At 76.2% G+C, this 16,564-nt stretch carries 17 protein-coding genes; 8 read left to right on the top strand and 9 right to left on the bottom strand.

What is annotated here, in order from left to right:
* Window positions 1-145 precede the first annotated feature (145 nt).
* Both dinB and GY42_RS18080 read left to right on the top strand, forming a co-directional pair.
* Entirely contained in the window at window positions 146-1,402 is a 1,257-nt protein-coding gene (gene dinB / locus GY42_RS05265) for a DNA polymerase IV (protein WP_046528532.1), read from the top strand.
* Window positions 1,403-1,527: 125 nt separating this feature from the next.
* Window positions 1,528-2,130 carry a helix-turn-helix domain-containing protein gene (locus GY42_RS18080; protein WP_052748218.1) on the top strand — a complete coding sequence of 201 codons (603 nt, stop codon included), beginning with the start codon at window positions 1,528-1,530 and terminating at the stop codon, window positions 2,128-2,130.
* Window positions 2,131-2,219: 89 nt separating this feature from the next.
* On the opposite strand, the gene GY42_RS05255 is transcribed toward GY42_RS18080, so the two are convergent.
* The 6 genes from GY42_RS05255 to GY42_RS05230 form a co-directional block, all read right to left on the bottom strand.
* Window positions 2,220-2,813: a ClpP family protease gene (locus GY42_RS05255; protein WP_046528531.1), complete on the bottom strand. Its 594-nt coding sequence runs from the start codon at window positions 2,811-2,813 to the stop codon at window positions 2,220-2,222.
* The gene (locus GY42_RS05250) at window positions 2,810-3,439 is read right to left on the bottom strand and encodes a ClpP family protease (RefSeq protein WP_046528530.1); all 630 of its coding nucleotides are present in this window, start codon (window positions 3,437-3,439) and stop codon (window positions 2,810-2,812) included. Before GY42_RS05250 ends, GY42_RS05255 begins: the two co-directional genes overlap by 4 nt.
* 112 nt (window positions 3,440-3,551) lie before the next feature.
* Window positions 3,552-4,193 (bottom strand): alpha/beta fold hydrolase, encoded by a 642-nt coding sequence (locus GY42_RS05245; protein WP_046528529.1) that lies wholly within the window; start codon window positions 4,191-4,193, stop codon window positions 3,552-3,554.
* A 158-nt stretch (window positions 4,194-4,351) separates the two neighbouring features.
* Window positions 4,352-5,185, bottom strand: coding sequence for a matrixin family metalloprotease (locus tag GY42_RS05240; RefSeq protein ID WP_052748217.1), 834 nt, complete (start codon window positions 5,183-5,185; stop codon window positions 4,352-4,354).
* Window positions 5,186-5,289: 104 nt separating this feature from the next.
* On the bottom strand, window positions 5,290-6,066 hold the full coding sequence (locus GY42_RS05235; RefSeq protein ID WP_046530576.1) for a fructosamine kinase family protein: 777 nt from the start codon (window positions 6,064-6,066) through the stop codon (window positions 5,290-5,292).
* Window positions 6,067-6,068: 2 nt separating this feature from the next.
* Window positions 6,069-6,584, bottom strand: a complete 516-nt coding sequence (locus GY42_RS05230) for an Lrp/AsnC family transcriptional regulator (protein WP_052748216.1) — start codon at window positions 6,582-6,584, stop codon at window positions 6,069-6,071.
* Between the two features lie 157 nt (window positions 6,585-6,741).
* Here GY42_RS05230 and ald point away from each other — a divergent pair, with 157 nt between their 5' ends.
* From ald to GY42_RS05215, 3 genes are all read left to right on the top strand, one after another.
* Window positions 6,742-7,875, top strand: coding sequence for an alanine dehydrogenase (gene ald, locus GY42_RS05225; RefSeq protein WP_046528527.1), 1,134 nt, complete (start codon window positions 6,742-6,744; stop codon window positions 7,873-7,875).
* Between the two features lie 97 nt (window positions 7,876-7,972).
* Window positions 7,973-10,060, top strand: a complete 2,088-nt coding sequence (locus GY42_RS05220) for a M3 family metallopeptidase (protein WP_046528526.1) — start codon at window positions 7,973-7,975, stop codon at window positions 10,058-10,060.
* Window positions 10,057-11,388 (top strand): M20/M25/M40 family metallo-hydrolase, encoded by a 1,332-nt coding sequence (locus tag GY42_RS05215; RefSeq protein WP_046528525.1) that lies wholly within the window; start codon window positions 10,057-10,059, stop codon window positions 11,386-11,388. The genes GY42_RS05220 and GY42_RS05215 overlap by 4 nt, the downstream gene beginning before the upstream one ends.
* 61 nt (window positions 11,389-11,449) lie before the next feature.
* Here GY42_RS05215 and GY42_RS05210 read toward each other — a convergent pair whose 3' ends face one another.
* Window positions 11,450-11,686: a DUF5703 family protein gene (locus GY42_RS05210; protein ID WP_046528524.1), complete on the bottom strand. Its 237-nt coding sequence runs from the start codon at window positions 11,684-11,686 to the stop codon at window positions 11,450-11,452.
* Window positions 11,687-11,799: 113 nt separating this feature from the next.
* Between GY42_RS05210 and GY42_RS05205 the strand changes: the two genes are divergently transcribed.
* Window positions 11,800-12,111, top strand: coding sequence for a hypothetical protein (locus GY42_RS05205; RefSeq protein WP_046528523.1), 312 nt, complete (start codon window positions 11,800-11,802; stop codon window positions 12,109-12,111).
* A gap of 120 nt (window positions 12,112-12,231) precedes the next feature.
* Here the strand turns inward: GY42_RS05205 and GY42_RS05200 are convergent, their stop codons facing one another.
* The gene (locus GY42_RS05200; protein ID WP_046528522.1) at window positions 12,232-13,197 is read right to left on the bottom strand and encodes an aldo/keto reductase; all 966 of its coding nucleotides are present in this window, start codon (window positions 13,195-13,197) and stop codon (window positions 12,232-12,234) included.
* Window positions 13,198-13,275: 78 nt separating this feature from the next.
* On the opposite strand from GY42_RS05200, the gene GY42_RS05195 reads away from it, so the two are divergent.
* Complete coding sequence (locus GY42_RS05195) at window positions 13,276-14,178, top strand: undecaprenyl-diphosphate phosphatase (RefSeq protein ID WP_046528521.1); 903 nt, start codon at window positions 13,276-13,278, stop codon at window positions 14,176-14,178.
* Window positions 14,179-14,196: 18 nt separating this feature from the next.
* On the opposite strand, the gene GY42_RS05190 is transcribed toward GY42_RS05195, so the two are convergent.
* Window positions 14,197-15,264: a CorA family divalent cation transporter gene (locus tag GY42_RS05190; RefSeq protein WP_052748215.1), complete on the bottom strand. Its 1,068-nt coding sequence runs from the start codon at window positions 15,262-15,264 to the stop codon at window positions 14,197-14,199.
* Between the two features lie 54 nt (window positions 15,265-15,318).
* Between GY42_RS05190 and mshC the strand changes: the two genes are divergently transcribed.
* Window positions 15,319-16,563, top strand: a complete 1,245-nt coding sequence (gene mshC / locus GY42_RS05185) for a cysteine--1-D-myo-inosityl 2-amino-2-deoxy-alpha-D-glucopyranoside ligase (RefSeq protein WP_046528520.1) — start codon at window positions 15,319-15,321, stop codon at window positions 16,561-16,563.
* The last annotated feature ends 1 nt before the right edge of the window (window position 16,564 follow it).

Here is a 16,564-nt window from a genome sequence, read left to right as displayed (position 1 = left end):
ACCTTGTCGCACCGGTCGACCGCGGGGTTCGGCCGCTTCTCGCATCCCGTGACCGGCTGAACCCCGCGCTCGGCAGGTGGGCGGGGGTGGGGGCGGGTGCGTCGGGGCGTTGTCGATCGAACAGGTGTTCGACTAGCATCGGGTCATGTCCGGGGCCACGATCCTGCACGCCGACCTCGACGCGTTCTACGCGTCGGTCGAGCAGCTGCTGGACCCGACGCTGCGCGGCCGCCCCATCGCCGTCGGCGGCAGCGCGCAGGGCGGTGTGGTGCTCGCCGCGTCGTACGAGGCCAAGGCCTACGGCGTCGCGGGCGGCATGCAGGGGTGGCGGGCTGCGCGGCTGTGCCCGGCGCTGCGGTTCGTGCCCGGGCGGTTCCGCGAGTACCAGCCGCTCGCCGACCGCGTCATGGAGATCCTCGGCGACGTCACGCCGGCGGTCGAGCGGATCTCGATCGACGAGGCGTTCCTCGACGTCTCCGGCTCGACGCACCTGTTCGGGCCGCCCGCGCAGATCGCGGCGCTGCTGCGCCGCCGCGTCCGCGCCGAGGTCGGCCTGCCGATCTCGGTGGGCGTCGCGCGCACCAAGCACCTCGCCAAGATCGCGTCGCAGGTCGCCAAGCCCGACGGCCTCGTGGTCGTCGAGCCCGAGCGTGAGCGCGCGTTCCTCGACCCGCTGCCCGTCGGGCTCATGTGGGGCGTCGGGCCCGTCGCGCGCGAGCGGCTCGCGGAGCGCGGCATCACGACCATCGGCGAGCTCGCGCGCACCCCGTCGGACGCCGTCGAGCGGATCCTCGGCCACGCGACCGGCGCACGCATGTCGGCCCTCGCGCACAACGACGACCCGCGCCGCGTCGCGGGGGTCGGACGCGCGCGGTCGGTGGGTGCGCAGTCGGCGCTCGGGCGGCAGGTCGCGACGCCCGCGCTCGTGCGCGAGGTGCTCAGCCACCTCGCGGACCGGGTCGCCGGGCGGCTGCGCGCGAAGGGCCGCGCCGGGCGCACCGTGACCGTCCGGGTGCGGTTCCCCGGCATGCGGTCCGTCACGCGCTCGCTGACCCTGCCGGGCCCGGTCGCGACGACGCTCACCCTCACCGAGGTCGCCGAGCAGCTCGCGTGGCAGGCGATCCGTGACCAGCCCGGCCGCGACGTCGAGATCACGCTGCTCGCGGTGTCGGTCACCGGCATCGTCGAGCAGGAGGCGCTGCAGCTCGAGCTCGCGCTGCACCCCGACGACCCGCGCCGCCCCGGGTCCGAGCACGGCGCGGCGCGCTGGGCCGTCGACCGCTCCGTCGACGCCGTGCGCGCGCGGTTCGGCGCCCACGCCGTCGGCTACCTGCCCGCCGCGATGCCGCGCCTGCACACGGTGCCGGACGAGTTCCGCGAGCTCGCCGAGAAGGACCGGTGATCCACCGCCGCCGCGGACGACGGCCGACCGCGGCGGCGAGGCGTCGCCCCCGGCGTCCCGCTGACGGCGTTCTGCCGTCAGCGGATCGGCCCGCGCGCGGCGGCGGGCGTCGCTAGGTTCGGGCCATGGAGCCCCGTGCCGTGACGCTCACGCCCGTGCACCGCCACCCGTCGTCGTGGCGGCGCACGATCGGCGCGCTCCTGCGGGCCGCCCGCGAGGAGCGTGCGCTGCGTCTCGTCGACGTCGCCGCCCGTGCGCGGCTCTCGCCCCAGTACCTGTCCGAGGTCGAGCGCGGACGCAAGGAGCCGTCCTCCGAGGTGCTCGCCGCGCTGACCGACGCGCTCGGGCTGACCCTCGTCGACCTCGCGCACGGCATCGCCACCGCGCTCGACGCCGACGCACGCACCGCGCGCGACCGTGCACCGAGCAGGACGGAGCGGGATCACGACGGCCGCGGGCACGGCGCCCGCGACGACGCCGGCCGCGCGTTCGACCGTCAGCCGCTCGACGACCGCAGGGACGTCCAGCCGGGCGCGCTCGTGCTCCACGGGGCCGTCGTCGACGCCACGGCCCCCGCGCCCTCCGGGGACGCGCGGTCGGGGGCCGCGTCGTCCGGGGACGCGTCGCTCCGGGACCTGCACGTCGTCCTCACCGGCGGCCCCACCGTGGACGTGCTCGGCTGCGCCGGACCGGCGGCGCCCGCCGCCGCGGTGCTGCTTGCCGCCTGACGCGCTGCTTGCCGCCTGACGCGCCGCCCGCCGCGGCGAGGCCGCACGTCGGCGTCCGGGACCCCCGGCGGCCCCGGATGCTGACGCCCTCACGCGTCGCGCGACGCGAGCACGTGGTCCGCGATGCCGTACGCGACCGCCTGCTCGGCCGTGAGCACCAGGTCACGGTCGGTGTCGCGGCGCAGCGTCGCCACGTCCTTGCCGGTGTGCCGCGCGAGCACCTCCTCGAGCTGGCCGCGCACGCGCACCACCTCGTCCGCCGCGAGGATGAGGTCGGGGATCGTGCCCTCGCCGCGCGTCGACGGCTGGTGCAGCACCACGCGGCCGTGCGCCAGGACCGCGCGCCGCCCCGGCGCGCCGCCCGCCAGCAGCACCGCCGCGGTCGACGCGGCCTGACCGACGCAGATCGTCTCGACCGCGGGGCGCACGTACTGCATCGCGTCGTACACCGCGAGCATCGCCGACGGCGACCCGCCGGGCGAGTTCACGTACAGCCGGATCGGCTGCTCCGCCGACTCGGCCTCGAGGTGGATGAGCTGCGCGACCAGCACGTTCGCGACCCCGTCGTCGATCTCGGTGCCGAGGTAGACGATCCGCTCGGACAGCAGGCGGCTGAACACGTCGACGGACCGCTCGACTGCGCCGTGCCGCTCCAGCACGTTCGGCACCAGGTAGCCGCTCACGCGCCGAACCCCGTCCCGCCGATGCCGACGACGCCGCGCAGCGTGCCCGACGGCCGGACGTCCGTGAGCCGCTCCGCGACCGCGTCGACGAACCCGTACGCGAGCGCCTCCTGCGCCGTGAACCACCGGTCGCGCAGCGAGTCCTCACGCACGCGCTCGACGCTCTGGCCGGTGTGCTCCGCGATCAGGCCGAGCACGGTGTCGCGCGTGTGCCGCAGCTCGTCGGCCTGCAGCTCGACGTCGACGGCCGAGCCGCCGATCCCGGCGGAGCCCTGGTGCAGCAGCACGCGCGCGTGGGGCAGCGCGAACCGCTTGCCGGGCGTGCCCGCCGAGAGCAGGAACTGCCCCGCGCTCGCGGCCGTGCCGACCGCGACGGTGCGCACGTCGTTGGGGACGAGCCGCATGACGTCGTGGATCGCGAGCATCGCCGCGACGGACCCGCCGGGCGAGCTGATCCACAGCGTGATGTCCGCGGTGGGGTCCTCGGTCGCGAGCAGCACGAGCTGGTGGCACAGGCGGTTGCCGACGTGCTCGTCGAGCGCGGTGCCCAGGACGAGGACGCGGTCGTGGGCGAGCCGCGCGAGCAGCTCGTCGTCGAAGGCGCTGGATCGGGTCTGCGTGGTCATGTCCCCACCCTGCGCGCGCCGCGCACGCCGTGGGGGTCGGCGCTGCCGTGGGCGGATCCGCCGTCGGCAGCGTCGTCGCCGCGCCCTCACCACGGGGCCGGCGGCGGGTGCGTCAGACGGGCTGCGGCGTGCGGTGCGTGAGCTCGCGCAGCGCGTCCAGCAGGACGCGGTTGAACGCGGCGGGGGCGTGCGAGTTCACGTCGTGACCGGCGCGCGGCACGACCGTGAGCCGGGCGCCGGGCAGGGCCCGCAGGTAGCGGCGCTCGTCGAGTCGCAGCGGGTCGCGGGCCCCGTTGACGAGCCACACCGGCAGCAGCAGGCGGCGCAGGTCGCGCAGCGGCGAGTACCCGGCCATCGCGGTGAGCATGTCGGTCACGACGTGCCACGTGCCCTGGCCGAGGCCGAACCAGCGCGTCACGTGGTGCGCGCCCCGGCGGTACAGCGAGACCGGCTTGCCCCGGATCTCGGTCGAGCAGCCCGCAAGCACGACGCCCGCGATGCGCTGCTCGTACCGGCCCGCGTACGCGAGCGCGGTGTACCCGCCGAGCGAGAGCCCGACGAGCAGCGGCGGCTCGCCGCAGCTCGACACGGCGTCGTCGATCGCGCGCAGCGCACCCTCCAGCGTGAAGCGCTCGGCGGTCCGCGTGCCGTGCCCGGGCAGGTCGATCGCCAGGGTCGGGTGCCCGGAGGCGCGCAGCGCGTCGACCTGCGGGGACCAGATCGCCGACGACGTGCGGGTGCCGTGGACGAGCACGATGGGCCTGGCGATGACGGGCTCCTGCGGAGGTCGGGGTCGGTGTCCGCGAGGGAGGCTACGCGGCGAACCTGGGAAGGTGGTGCGCGTCACGGTTCCTGCACGGTGTCCTCACAGGGCGCGGGTCGAAGGGTGCGGGGGTCCTCGCAGGGCGCGCCTCACAGGTGCGGGGCGCACCGGCCCGCGCCGAGCAGGGCGAGCCCCTCGCGGTCGCCCGGTCCCAGCGCGACCTGCCGGACGTCCGCGGTCGGGTGCATGAGCTGGCCGGGGTCGTCGACGTGCGCCAGGCCCACGACGTGCGCCAGCTCGTGCGTGACGACCGCGCGCGCCACCGCGCTGCCGTTCGGCGACGTCAGCAGGTCGGCGATCTGCGGGGCGTCGAGCACGAGCTGACCGCTCACGTACACGGCGTACCCGTCGGCGGTGACCGACGTGCCGCCCGCGCTGCCGGCCACCGTCCCGGCGAGCGCGGCGTGCTCGCCGGGGTCGGACCACGCGACGAGCACGGGTGCCCACCGCCGCCCGTACCGGTCGGGCTGGTACACGTCGCGCTCGTCGGCCGGGGCCTCGTCGGTCGGGCCGTCGGCGACGAACGTCAGGCCCGTCGCGGCGGCGACGTCCGCGAACGCGGCGGCGAGCAGCGCGTCGCCGCCGTCCGGCGCACCGGACGGGCGCAGCACCCAGTGGATCGGCCGGCACGGGCTCCACGCGACGGGGGACGAGCCGTCGTCCTGCGTCTGCAGGAACGCGTACGCGCCCGAGTCGGCCGGGACCAGCGGGGGAGCCGAGAGGGGCGTGCGGCTCTCCTCGACACCGGCCGGCGGCCGCGCGGCCGGGCCGTACGTGCGCGCCCACCAGGACATCCCGAGCGCGACGGCGACGAGCAGCGCGCCGGTCGTCAGCAGGGCCGGCACGCGGGACCGGCGCACGGGCGCGGGGCCCAGGGCGCGCCGGATCTCGTCCGCGGTGGGCGGCACGGCTCCGAACGACACCTGGCGACCTCCCGGCGCGGACGTCCCCGGGGCGGGGGTCGTGCCCGAGCGTGGCACGCGCGTCGACCCGGCGACAGGACCGGACGGGTGGTGCGGCGGGACGGTCAACGCTCCGCCGCGGCGTGCAGCAGGCGTCGGGTGTGCTCGACGTACCCGCCGCCGAACAGCACGGCGTGGACCGCGACGGGGTAGAGCTGGTGCAGCCCGACGCGGTGCTGCCAGCCGCGGCGCAACGGGTGCGCGCCGCGGTAGCCGTCGAGCACGGCGTCGAGGTGCGGCAGCCCGAACAGCGCGAGCATCGCGAGGTCGCTCTCGCGGTGGCCGCCGTGCGCCGCGGGGTCGACGAGCGTCGCCCCGTCGGCGGTCCACACGAGGTTGCCCTGCCACAGGTCGCCGTGCACGCGCGCGGGCGGTTCGTCGTCGTCCCAGCGGCCGTCGCGCAGCGCGTCAGCGAGCCGCGCGAACGCCGCGTCGTCCGCGCGTGTCGTGAGCCCCCGGTCGCGCAGCGTCGCGGCGACCGGGTCCAGGCGCTCCGTGGCGAGGAACGCGCCCCACGTCGCGTGCTCGCCGGTCGTCATCGTGAGGGGCTGGTCGAGCGGGCCGAACCACGCGTCGCCCGACCAGCCGTCGGGCGGGGCGCCGAACGCCCGCGCGCCGGCGTCGTGCGTGCGCGCGAGGGCGGCGCCGAACGCGTGCGCGGCCGCGGCGGTGGGCGCCACCGGGTCGAGGCGCACGAGGTCGAGGTGGTGCTCGCCGACGTCGAGCACCTCGACGACGCGTGCGCCGCCCGCGGCGGCGAGCCACCGCAGTCCCGCCGCCTCGCACGCGAAGAACCCGGCGGGCGCGTCGGCGCGCTGCTTGCGGTGGACCGCGCGCGGCACGCTCACACCGCCGTCGTGGGGGCGTGGAGGTGCTCGAACACCAGGCTCGTCTGCGTGTGCGCGACCTCGGGGCGCGTGCTGAGGTGCTCGACGACGAACGCACGCAGCGCGCGCGAGTCGTGCACCGCCACGTGCAGCATGACGTCCTCGGTGCCGCCGAGCAGGTACACGTCGCGCACCTCGGGGCGGGCCGCCAGGGTGCGCGCGAACGCGCCGAGCCGCGCGCGGGCCGCGGCCTGCAGGCGCACCGCGATGATCGCCTGCAGGCCGCGGCCGACCGCGTCGGGGTCGACGTCCGCGTGGAACCCGCGCAGCACGCCCCGGGTCCGCAGCGCGGCGACCCGCGCGTGGCACGTCGAGGGGGCGACGCCGACGCGGGCGGCGAGGTCCTTGTTGGAGATGCGGCCGTCGCGCTCGAGTTCGCGCAGCAGCGCACGGTCGAGGTCGTCGAGGACGCCGAACGGTGTTCGGCGCTCACGCGCGCCGCCGGGCACCACCGACGAATCCTCGGCACTCATGAGGCGACGTTACCGAAGATCATCCCGTCGTCATGCGTCGGCAACAGACGAACTTCACACTCGAACGTGACGGGGATCACGCCCGCCCCAGCGGCGGCGCCCCCGCGTCGCCACCCGCCCGTCCCGCCCGCGGGACGTCACCGACAGGAGCAGCCCCATGCAGGTCGGCATCCCGCGCGAGACCAAGAACCGCGAGTACCGCGTCGCCCTCACGCCCGCCGGTGCGCAGCACCTCGTCGCGGCCGGGCACGAGGTCCTCGTCGAGACCGGCGCCGGCGCCGGCTCCGCGATCGACGACGCCGACTACGCCGCCGCGGGGGCGCGCATCGTCCCCACCGCCGCCGACGCGTGGGCCGCGGAGCTCGTCTGCAAGGTCAAGGAGCCCGTCGCGGCGGAGTACGGGTACCTGCGCGACGACCTCACGCTGTTCACATACCTGCACCTGGCCGCCGACCGTGCCGGCACCGACGCGCTGCTCGCCGCCGGCACCACGGCCGTCGCGTACGAGACCGTGCAGCTCCCCGACGGCTCGCTGCCGCTCCTCGCGCCCATGAGCGAGGTCGCCGGGCGCCTCGCGACGCAGGTCGGCGCGTACCACCTCATGCGCAACGAGGGCGGCAGGGGCGTGCTGCTCGGCGGCGTGCCCGGCGTCGACGGCGCCAAGGTCGTCGTGCTCGGCGGCGGGGTGGTCGGCACGCACGCCGCGCAGATCGCCGTCGGCATGCGTGCCGACGTCACGGTCCTCGACCTGTCGGTGCCGCGGCTGCGCGAGCTCGACGACCTGTTCGGCGGACGCGTCCGGACCGTGGCGTCGTCCGCCTGGGCGATCGAGCGCGAGCTGCTCGACGCGGACCTCGTGGTCGGCGCGGTCCTGCTCCCCGGTGCCCGTGCGCCGCGTCTCGTGAGCAACGACCTCGTGTCCCGCATGCGCGCCGGTTCCGTGCTCGTCGACGTCGCGGTCGACCAGGGCGGCTGCTTCGAGGACACGCGCCCCACGACGCACGACGACCCCACGTTCCGCGTCCACGGCTCCGTGCTGTACTGCGTCGCGAACATGCCCGGCGCCGTGCCCGTCACCTCGACGCACGCGCTCACCAACGCGACCCTGCCGTACCTCGCGGCGCTCGCGGACCGCGGCTGGCGCGCCGCCGTCACGGCCGACGCCGCGCTCGCGGGCGGGCTGACGACGCACGCCGGCGCGCTGCTGCACGCGCCCGTCGCGCACGCGCACGGGTACGTGTGGACGCCGCCGGCCGACGTCCTGCCCGCCGCGGCCTCGGGTGCGCGCTGACCGTCGCCCCACGGCTCCGGTCCGGGGCCGCGCGCGCCGCACGACGCGCGGCGCCCGACCGCCCCGGACCGTGCCCGCGATCTGTGACGATGGGGCCATGACCTCCGACGCGCTGCCGCTCGACCCCGCCAACCCGTTCGCCCGCGAGTCCGACCTGCCGTACGGCCTGCCGGACTTCCGCGTGCTGCGCGAGGAGCACTACCTGCCCGCCGTGCGCGCCGGCATGGCCCAGCAGCTCGCCGAGGTCGAGGCGATCGCCAGCGACCCGACGGAGCCGACGGTCGAGAACACGCTCGAGGCGCTCGAGCGCACCGGTCGTCTGCTGACGCGCGCGGTGTCGGCGTTCTACGTGCAGTCGGGCGCCGAGTCCACCCCCGGGCTGCAGGAGATCGAGGAGCAGCTCGCCCCCGAGCTCGCGGCGCACGCCGACGCGATCTGGCTCGACGCGCGGCTGCACGCGCGCGTCGAGGCGCTCGCGGCCCGGCTCGAGGCCGACGGCACCGCGCTCGAGCCCGACACGGCCTGGCTGCTGGACCGCACGCGTCGCCGGTTCGCGCGCGCCGGCGTCGGCCTGCCCGAGGTCGACCAGGAGCGCCTGCGCGCCATCAACACCGAGATCACGTCGCTCGACGCGGCGTTCGGGCGCCTGCTGCTCGCGGGGGCCAACGCCGCCGCGGTCCTCGTGACCGACGAGGCCGAGCTCGACGGGCTCCCGCAGGACGCGCGCGACGCCGCGGCGCAGGCCGCGACCGCGCGCGGCCACCAGGGCGCGTGGCTGCTCGAGCTGCAGCTCCCCACGCAGCAGTCGGTGCTGTCGTCGCTGCGCGACCGCGGCCTGCGCGAGCGCGTCATGGCCGCGTCGCTCACGCGCGGCGCGGGCGGCGAGCACGACACGCGCGCGACGCTGCTCGGGCTCGTGCGGCTGCGGGCTGAGCGCGCGCGTCTGCTGGGCTTCGAGCACCACGCCGCGTACGTCGCGGCCGACGCGACCGCCGGCTCGTCCGACGCGGTCGCGCAGATGCTCGCGCGGCTCGCACCCGCGGCCGTCGCGAACGCGCGCGCCGAGGGCGCGGAGCTCGAGGCCGCGCTGCGGGCCGACCACCCGGGCGCGACGCTCGAGCCCTGGGACTGGGCGTACTACGCCGAGCGCGTCCGGCAGGAGCGCCGCTCGCTCGACGAGTCCGCGCTGCGGCCGTACCTCGAGCTCGAGCACGTCATCGCCGACGGCGTGTTCCACGCCGCGAACCTGCTGTACGGGCTGACGTTCTCCGAGCGGCACGACCTCGTCGGCTACCACCCCGACGTGCGCGTGTTCGAGGTGTTCGACGCCGACGGCAGCGGCCTCGGCCTCTTCCTCGGCGACTGGTGGACGCGCCCCGCCAAGCGCGGCGGCGCGTGGATGAACTCGTTCGTCGAGCAGTCCACGCTGCTGGGCGACGCGCCGGTCGTCGTCAACAACCTCAACGTGCCGAAGCCGCCGCCGGGCCAGCCGACGCTGCTCACGTGGGACGAGGTCATCACGGTGTTCCACGAGTTCGGGCACGCGCTGCACGGGCTGCTGTCGCACGTGCGGTACCCGTCGCAGTCGGGCACGAACGTGCCGCGCGACTTCGTGGAGTACCCGTCGCAGGTCAACGAGATGTGGGCGTGGGACCCGCAGGTGCTGCGGTCGTTCGCGGTGCACCACGAGACCGGTGAGCCGATGCCGGAGGAGTGGGTCGAGACGCTGCTCGCGGCGCGCCAGGACGGCGAGGGCTTCGCGACGACCGAGTACCTGGCCGCTGCGCTGCTGGACCAGGCGTGGTACCGCCTGACGCCCGAGCAGGTGCCGACGGACGTCGACGACGTCGAGCCGTTCGAGGCCGCCGCGCTCGAGGCCGTCGGCCTGGCGTACGCGCCGGTGCCGCCGCGGTACCGCACGACGTACTTCAACCACGTCTTCGGGTCGGGCTACTCGGCCGGGTACTACGCGTACATCTGGTCCGAGGTGCTCGACGCCGACACCGTCGAGTGGTTCGCCGAGAACGGCGGCCTGCGCCGCGAGAACGGCGACACGTTCCGCACCCGGCTGCTCGCGCGCGGCGGGTCGATCGACCCGCTGCGGTCGTTCGCCGACCTGCGGGGCCGCGCGCCCGACATCGCGCCGCTGCTCGCGCGTCGCGGCCTGACGGGGGCGTCGGCGTGACCGCCGCTGCGCCGGGGGCCGTGCCCACCGCCGCGGACGAGGTCGTCGACCTGTGCCGCGAGCTGATCCGTTTCGACACCACCAACCCGGGCGACGGCACGGGCCCGGGGGAGCGCGCGGCCGCGGAGTACGTCGTCGGCCTGCTGCAGGACGTCGGCCTCGAGCCCGAGCTGTTCGAGAGCGCACCGGGCCGCGCGAACGTGGTCGTGCGCCTCGAGGGCGCCGACGCGTCGCGCCCCGCGCTGGTGGTGCACGGGCACCTCGACGTCGTGCCGGCGCACGCGCCGGACTGGTCGGTCGACCCGTTCGCGGGCGAGCTGCGCGACGGCCTGGTGTGGGGCCGCGGCGCCGTCGACATGAAGGACATGGACGCGATGGTCCTGGCGGTCGTGCGGCAGATGGTCCGCGAGGGGCGCAGGCCCGCGCGCGACGTCGTGCTGGCGATGTTCGCCGACGAGGAGGCCGGCGGCCGGTACGGCGCGCACTGGGCGGTCGAGCACCGGCCCGAGCTGTTCGCGGGCGCGACCGAGGCCGTCAGCGAGGTCGGCGGGTTCTCGGTCGACGTCGCCGGGCGGCGCGTCTACCTGCTGCAGACCGCCGAGAAGGGCCTGGCGTGGCTGCGGCTCGTCGCGCAGGGGCGTGCGGGCCACGGCAGCCAGGTCAACACCGACAACGCCGTGACGCACCTCGCCGCGGCGGTCGCGCGCATCGGCGAGCACGCGTGGCCGCTCGAGCTCACTCCGACCGTGCGCGCGCTGCTCGAGGGCGTCGCGGACCTCACGGGCCTGCCGTTCGACCCCGAGGACCCGGAGGGCGTCGACGCGCTCGTCGACGCCCTCGGGCCGGCGTCGCGCTTCGTCGGCGCCACGCTGCGGCACACCACCAACCCGACGCGCCTCGCAGCCGGGTACAAGGAGAACGTGATCCCCGGCGGCGCGACCGCGTCGATCGACGGCCGGTTCCTGCCCGGGCGCTCCGAGGAGTTCGACGCGACCCTCGCGACGCTGCTCGGCCCGCACGTGCGCGCCGAGGACCTCGTCCGCGACACCGGGCTCGAGGTGCCCTTCGAGGGTGCGTTGGTCGACGCGATGGTCGCGGCGGTCGTCGCGGAGGACCCGGGCGCCACCGTGCTGCCGTACATGCTCTCGGGCGGCACGGACAACAAGTCGCTGTCCCGCCTGGGCATCACGGGCTACGGCTTCGCGCCGCTGCGCCTGCCCGCCGACCTCGACTTCGCGGGCATGTTCCACGGCGTCGACGAGCGTGTCCCCGCCGACGCGCTCGTGTTCGGCACGCGCGTGCTGGACCGGCTGCTCGCGACCTGCTGAGCCGGCGCCGACGGCCCCGGGCCCGGGGCCGTCGGCGCACCCCCGGGGCTGTCGGTGCAGGTCAGCCGACGGTCTCGGGCAGCGTCGAGCGCACCCGGATGATCTTGCGCCGCAGCCACACGCGCCGCTCGCCGCCCGCGTACAGGCGTGTGCGGGCGAGCTCCCACCGGCCGTACTCGGCCTCGTCGGTGAGCATGCGCCGGGCGTCGTTGCGCGACGTGCTGCGCGGGATCGTCAGCATGCGGTACTCCCACTGCCCGCCCTGCGTCGCCCAGTCGCTGCGCCTGCGTGCCGTCATCGCCCCACCTCGTCCCGTCGCGTCGTGACGACGGCACGACCAGCCGTCGCGGTGGCCGCCCCGTCGGTGCAGATGCGGTGCCATTGTGCCCCGCGCGGCGCTACGGTCGTGCCATGACCGTGGACCCGCGTGCCGCCCTCGACCGTCTGGTGGCCGCCCTCGAGGCGCACTACGCCGCCGTCGCCGCCAAGCACGACGACGACGACCCCGCCGTCGACGACGCGTACGACGTGCTCGCCGACGCGTTCGAGGTCTACGACGACGCGCTCGGCACGGTGCACGGCGAGGCGACGCCGTTCTACCTGGCCGAGGAGGACGACGAGGACGACCTCGACGAGGACGACGACGACCTCGAGGACGAGGACGACGACGACGAGGACGACGAGCTCGACCTCGACGACGACCCGGCGCACGCGCGGGCCTGACGCCGCGCCCGCCGGGACCCCGCGCGTCGCGCGACGTGCGGTCAGCGCCCGGGGCCGGCTCCCGGCGAGGTGAGCGCCCGGCCGGGTGAGCTCCGCGCCCGGGGGTCGCGCGACGTGCGGTCAGCGCCCGGGGCGCTCCGGGTAGCCCGCGGGCGGCGCCGTGATCTCGTCCAGCGCGACCGTGATCTCCGGCGGCAGGCGCAGGTCCTCGACCGCGAGCGCGCCGCGCAGCTGCGCGGCGGTGCGTGCGCCGACCACGGCGGACGCGACGCCCGGCCGCGACGTCACCCACGCGAGCGCGACCTCGAGCGGCGAACGCTCGAGCCCCGCGGCCGCGGTGACGACCGCGTCGACCACGCCCGCGGCGTCCGCCGTGAGGTACGGCTGCACGAACCCGGCCAGGTGCGCCGACGCGGCGCGCGAGTCCGACGGGATGGTGCGGCGGTACTTGCCGGTGAGCACGCCGCGGCCCAGCGGCGACCACGCGACCAGGCCCGCGCCGAGCGCGGCGCACGCCGGCAGCACCTCGCGCTCGACGCCGCGCTGCAGCAGCGAGTACTCGGCCTCGACGGCCGCGAGCCCCGGGTCCGGCTCGAGCAGCGTCGCGGCGCGTGCCACCTGCCAGCCCGCGTGGTTGGACAGCCCGACGTAGCGCGCCTTGCCCGCCTGCACCGCGTGACGCAGCGCCGAGACGGTCTCCTCGAGCGGCGTGCGGGGGTCGGGCGTCGCGAGCCACAGGTCGACGCGGTCGGTGCGCAGCCGTCGCAGCGACGCGTCGAGCGAGTCGAGCAGCGCGCCGCGCGACGCGTCGACCACGCCGCCCGTGGCGGTGCGGCGCACGCCGGCCTTGGTGCAGATCACGACGTCGTCGCGGTCCACCACGTCGCCCAGCAGCGTGCCGAGCAGCTCCTCGGCGCCGCCGTCGGCGTACGCGGCGGACGTGTCGACGAGCGTCCCGCCCGCCTCCGTGAAGTCGCGCAGCTGGTCGGTGGCCTCGTGGTCGTCGGTGTCGCGGCTCCACGTCAGCGTGCCCAGGGCCAGCGACGACACGCGCAGACCGGTGCGGCCCAGACGACGGTGCTCCATGGGGCGCCACCCTAGCCGCGCGGGCCGTGCGTCCCACCCGTGACGTGCCGCGGGGTCGCGGCGCTATCGTTGCGCCTCGTGACGACGGGCATCGGTACGGGTGAGTCGATCCTGCTCGGGCTGGTCCAGGGGCTCACCGAGTTCCTGCCGGTGTCCTCGAGCGCGCACCTGCGGATCGTGGGGGAGCTGGTCGGGTCCGGCGACCCCGGCGCGGCGTTCACCGCGATCACGCAGCTCGGCACCGAGACCGCGGTGCTGCTGTACTTCCGCCGCGACATCAAGCGGATCGTCCTGGCGTGGTGGGCGGCCGTGCGCGGCGCCCACGGCACGGACTGGCGCTCGCGGCTCGGCATGCCCGCGGGCGGACCGGTCGACCACGACGCGCTCATGGCGTGGTTCATCACGCTCGGCACGCTGCCGATCGTCGTGCTGGGCCTGGCGTTCCAGGACGCGATCGAGCGGCCGTTCCGCAACCTGTGGCTGGTCGCGCTGACGCTCGCGGTGTTCGCGCTCGTGCTCGGCTGGGCGGACAAGGTGGGGGAGAAGCGGCGCGCGCTCGACGAGCTGACGCCCCGGCACGCGCTCGCGTTCGGGTTCTGGCAGGCGCTCGCGCTCGTGCCCGGCGTCTCGCGCTCGGGCGGCACGATCACGGGCGGCCTGCTCATGGGCTACACGCGGGAGGCGGCGGCGCGCTACTCGTTCCTGCTCGCGATCCCCGCCGTCTTCGGGTCCGGCCTGTTCCAGCTCGTGAAGAGCCTCGGCGACTTCGGCACCGCGGGCACGCCCGGTGCCGGCGCGACCCTCGTCGCCACGCTCGTCGCGTTCGTCGTCGGGTACGTCGTGATCATCGCGTTCCTCAAGATCGTGTCGACGTTCAGCTACAAGCCGTTCGTGTACTACCGCCTGGGGCTCGCGGCGCTCGTCGTGCTGCTGCTGCTCACGGGCGTGCTCGAGCCGGTCTCCGAGCTGACGAGCGTCTGACGCGTCACGGCCACCGCGTCACAGCCACCCGGAGCGGCGGAAGGCGCGCCACAGCGCGACGCACGCCCCGGCCATCGCCAGCAGCACCAGCGGGTACCCGAACGTCCACCCCAGCTCGGGCATGTGGCGGAAGTTCATGCCGTAGATGCCGGCGACCAGCGTGGGCACCGTGATCATCGCGGCCCACGCCGAGATCTTGCGCATGTCCTCGTTCTGCTGGACCGACACCTGCGCGAGGTGCACCGCGAGCATGTCGCCCAGCAGCGCGTCGTGCGCGTCCAGGTGCCGGTCGATGCGGTCCACCGCCGCCTCCACGCGCCGCAGCCACTCGGGACGCCGTGCGTGCGCCTCGGCGGCGCCCACGAGCTCGGGCAGCGCGGTCGCGACCGGGCCGAGCGCGCGCCGCGCCTCCGCGATCTCGCGCTTGAGGTCGTACAGGTCGGCCAGCACGTCGCGGTGCGCGTGCTGCGAGAACACCGTGCGCTCGACGCGCGCGACCGCGTCGCCGATCTCCGCCTCGACGTCCCCCGCGGCCTGCGTGAGCGTCAGCAGCACGGTCGCGAGCACCGCGTGCTCGCAGTCGTCGGGGTCCGGCAGGTCGTCCTCGAGCCGCTCGGCCGCGGCGGCCAGCACGCCCGCGTCGCCCTGCTCCGTCATGAGCACGAGCCCCGGGTGCACGACGCCCGTGATCCAGCCGGTGTGCACGTCGGCCGTGCGGTCGACGAACGACACCGTGGGCGCGGTCAGCACGATCGCGTCGTCGTGGCCGCGCACGACCTTGGCGCGCGGCCGCCCCTCGCGGTGCAGGTGCCGCCCCAGCAGGTGCACCGTGCGGTCGTCGGGGGCCAGCGCGCGCGTGGCCGTGAGCAGCCCCGCCTCGTCGTCGGTGACGACCCACGTGGTCCGCACGTCGGTCGGCAGCGCGGCCAGGTCGAGCATGCCGTCGCCGTCGGGCTCGACACGGAGCCACGTCCCCGTGCGCTCGACCCACGCGCGCCCGCGGACCCGCACGGGTCGGGTCGGCGCCGCGCGCGGCGTCCCGTCGTCGGCCTCGTCGTCGACCCCGCGGGCCGCACCGTGCTCCATCACCCGCCCATTGTGCGTCCGCCGCTCCCCGGCACGGCGGTTAGGCTTCCCGACGTGCTGACCTGGCCCGCCCCTCAGATCCCGCGGCTGCCGGGGACCGGTGAGCCGGTCCGCCTGCTCGACACGTCGACCGGCGAGGTCGTCGTCGCGGCCCCCGGTCCGACCGCGCGCCTGTACGTGTGCGGGATCACGCCCTACGACGCGACCCACATGGGCCACGCCGCGACGTACGTCGCGTTCGACGTGCTCGGGCGCGCCTGGCGCGACGCGGGCCAGGAGGTCACCTACGCGTCGAACGTCACGGACGTCGACGACCCGCTGCTCGAGCGCGCGACCGCGACGGGCGTGGACTGGCGCGACCTCGCGGCGGACCAGACCGCCCTGTTCGCCGCGGACATGACCGCGCTGGGCGTCGTGCCGCCCGACGTGTACCGCGGCGTCGTCGAGTCCGTCGACCGCGTCGCCGCCGCCGTGCGCACGCTGCTCGACCGCGGGGCGGCCTACCGCGTGCCCGCCCCGGACGGCGGCGACGACGTCTACGCCGACCTCGCGGCCGACCCCGCGTTCGGCACGGTCGCGCGCCTCGACGAGGCCACCATGCTCGCGCTGAGCGCCGAGCGCGGCGGCGACCCCGACCGCCCCGGCAAGCGGTCCCCGCTCGACCCGCTGCTGTGGCGCGCCGAGCGCGCGGGCGAGCCGGCGTGGGACGCCCCGGGTGTGGGGCGCGGCCGGCCCGGCTGGCACGTCGAGTGCGCCGTCATCGCCGCTGACGGGCTCGGCGTGCCGTACGACGTGCAGGGCGGCGGCTCCGACCTGGTGTTCCCGCACCACGAGTGCAGCGCGTCGCACCTGCGCCTGCTCGAGGACGGGCAGGCGGCCCGCGTGCACGCGCACGGCGGCATGGTCGGCTACGAGGGCCACAAGATGAGCAAGTCGCGCGGCAACCTCGTGCTCGTGTCGCGGCTGCTCGCCGACGGCGTCGAGCCGATGGCCGTGCGGCTCGCGGTGCTCGCGCACCGGTACCGCGACGACTGGGAGTGGACGGACGCCGGCCTCGCGCAGGCGCGCGAGCGGCTCGCGACGTGGCGCCGGGCGATGTCGGGCAACGGCGGCCCCGACGCGACGCCCGTGCTCGCGGGCGTGCGCGCCGCCGTGGCCGACGACCTCGACACGCCGCGCGCGATCGCCGTGGTCGACGCGTGGGCCGCCGAGGCGCTCGCGGGGCAGGGGCCCACGCACGAGGGCGCACCGGGCGTCGTCGCGCGCACCGTCGACGCGCTGCTGGGCGTCCGGCTCTAGG

It is taken from the genome of Cellulomonas sp. FA1 (assembly GCF_000986825.1).
Taxonomy (GTDB): domain Bacteria; phylum Actinomycetota; class Actinomycetes; order Actinomycetales; family Cellulomonadaceae; genus Cellulomonas; species Cellulomonas iranensis.
The sequence above is the reverse complement of the archived record's forward strand: the minus strand, read 5'-3'. Positions and strand labels throughout refer to the sequence as shown.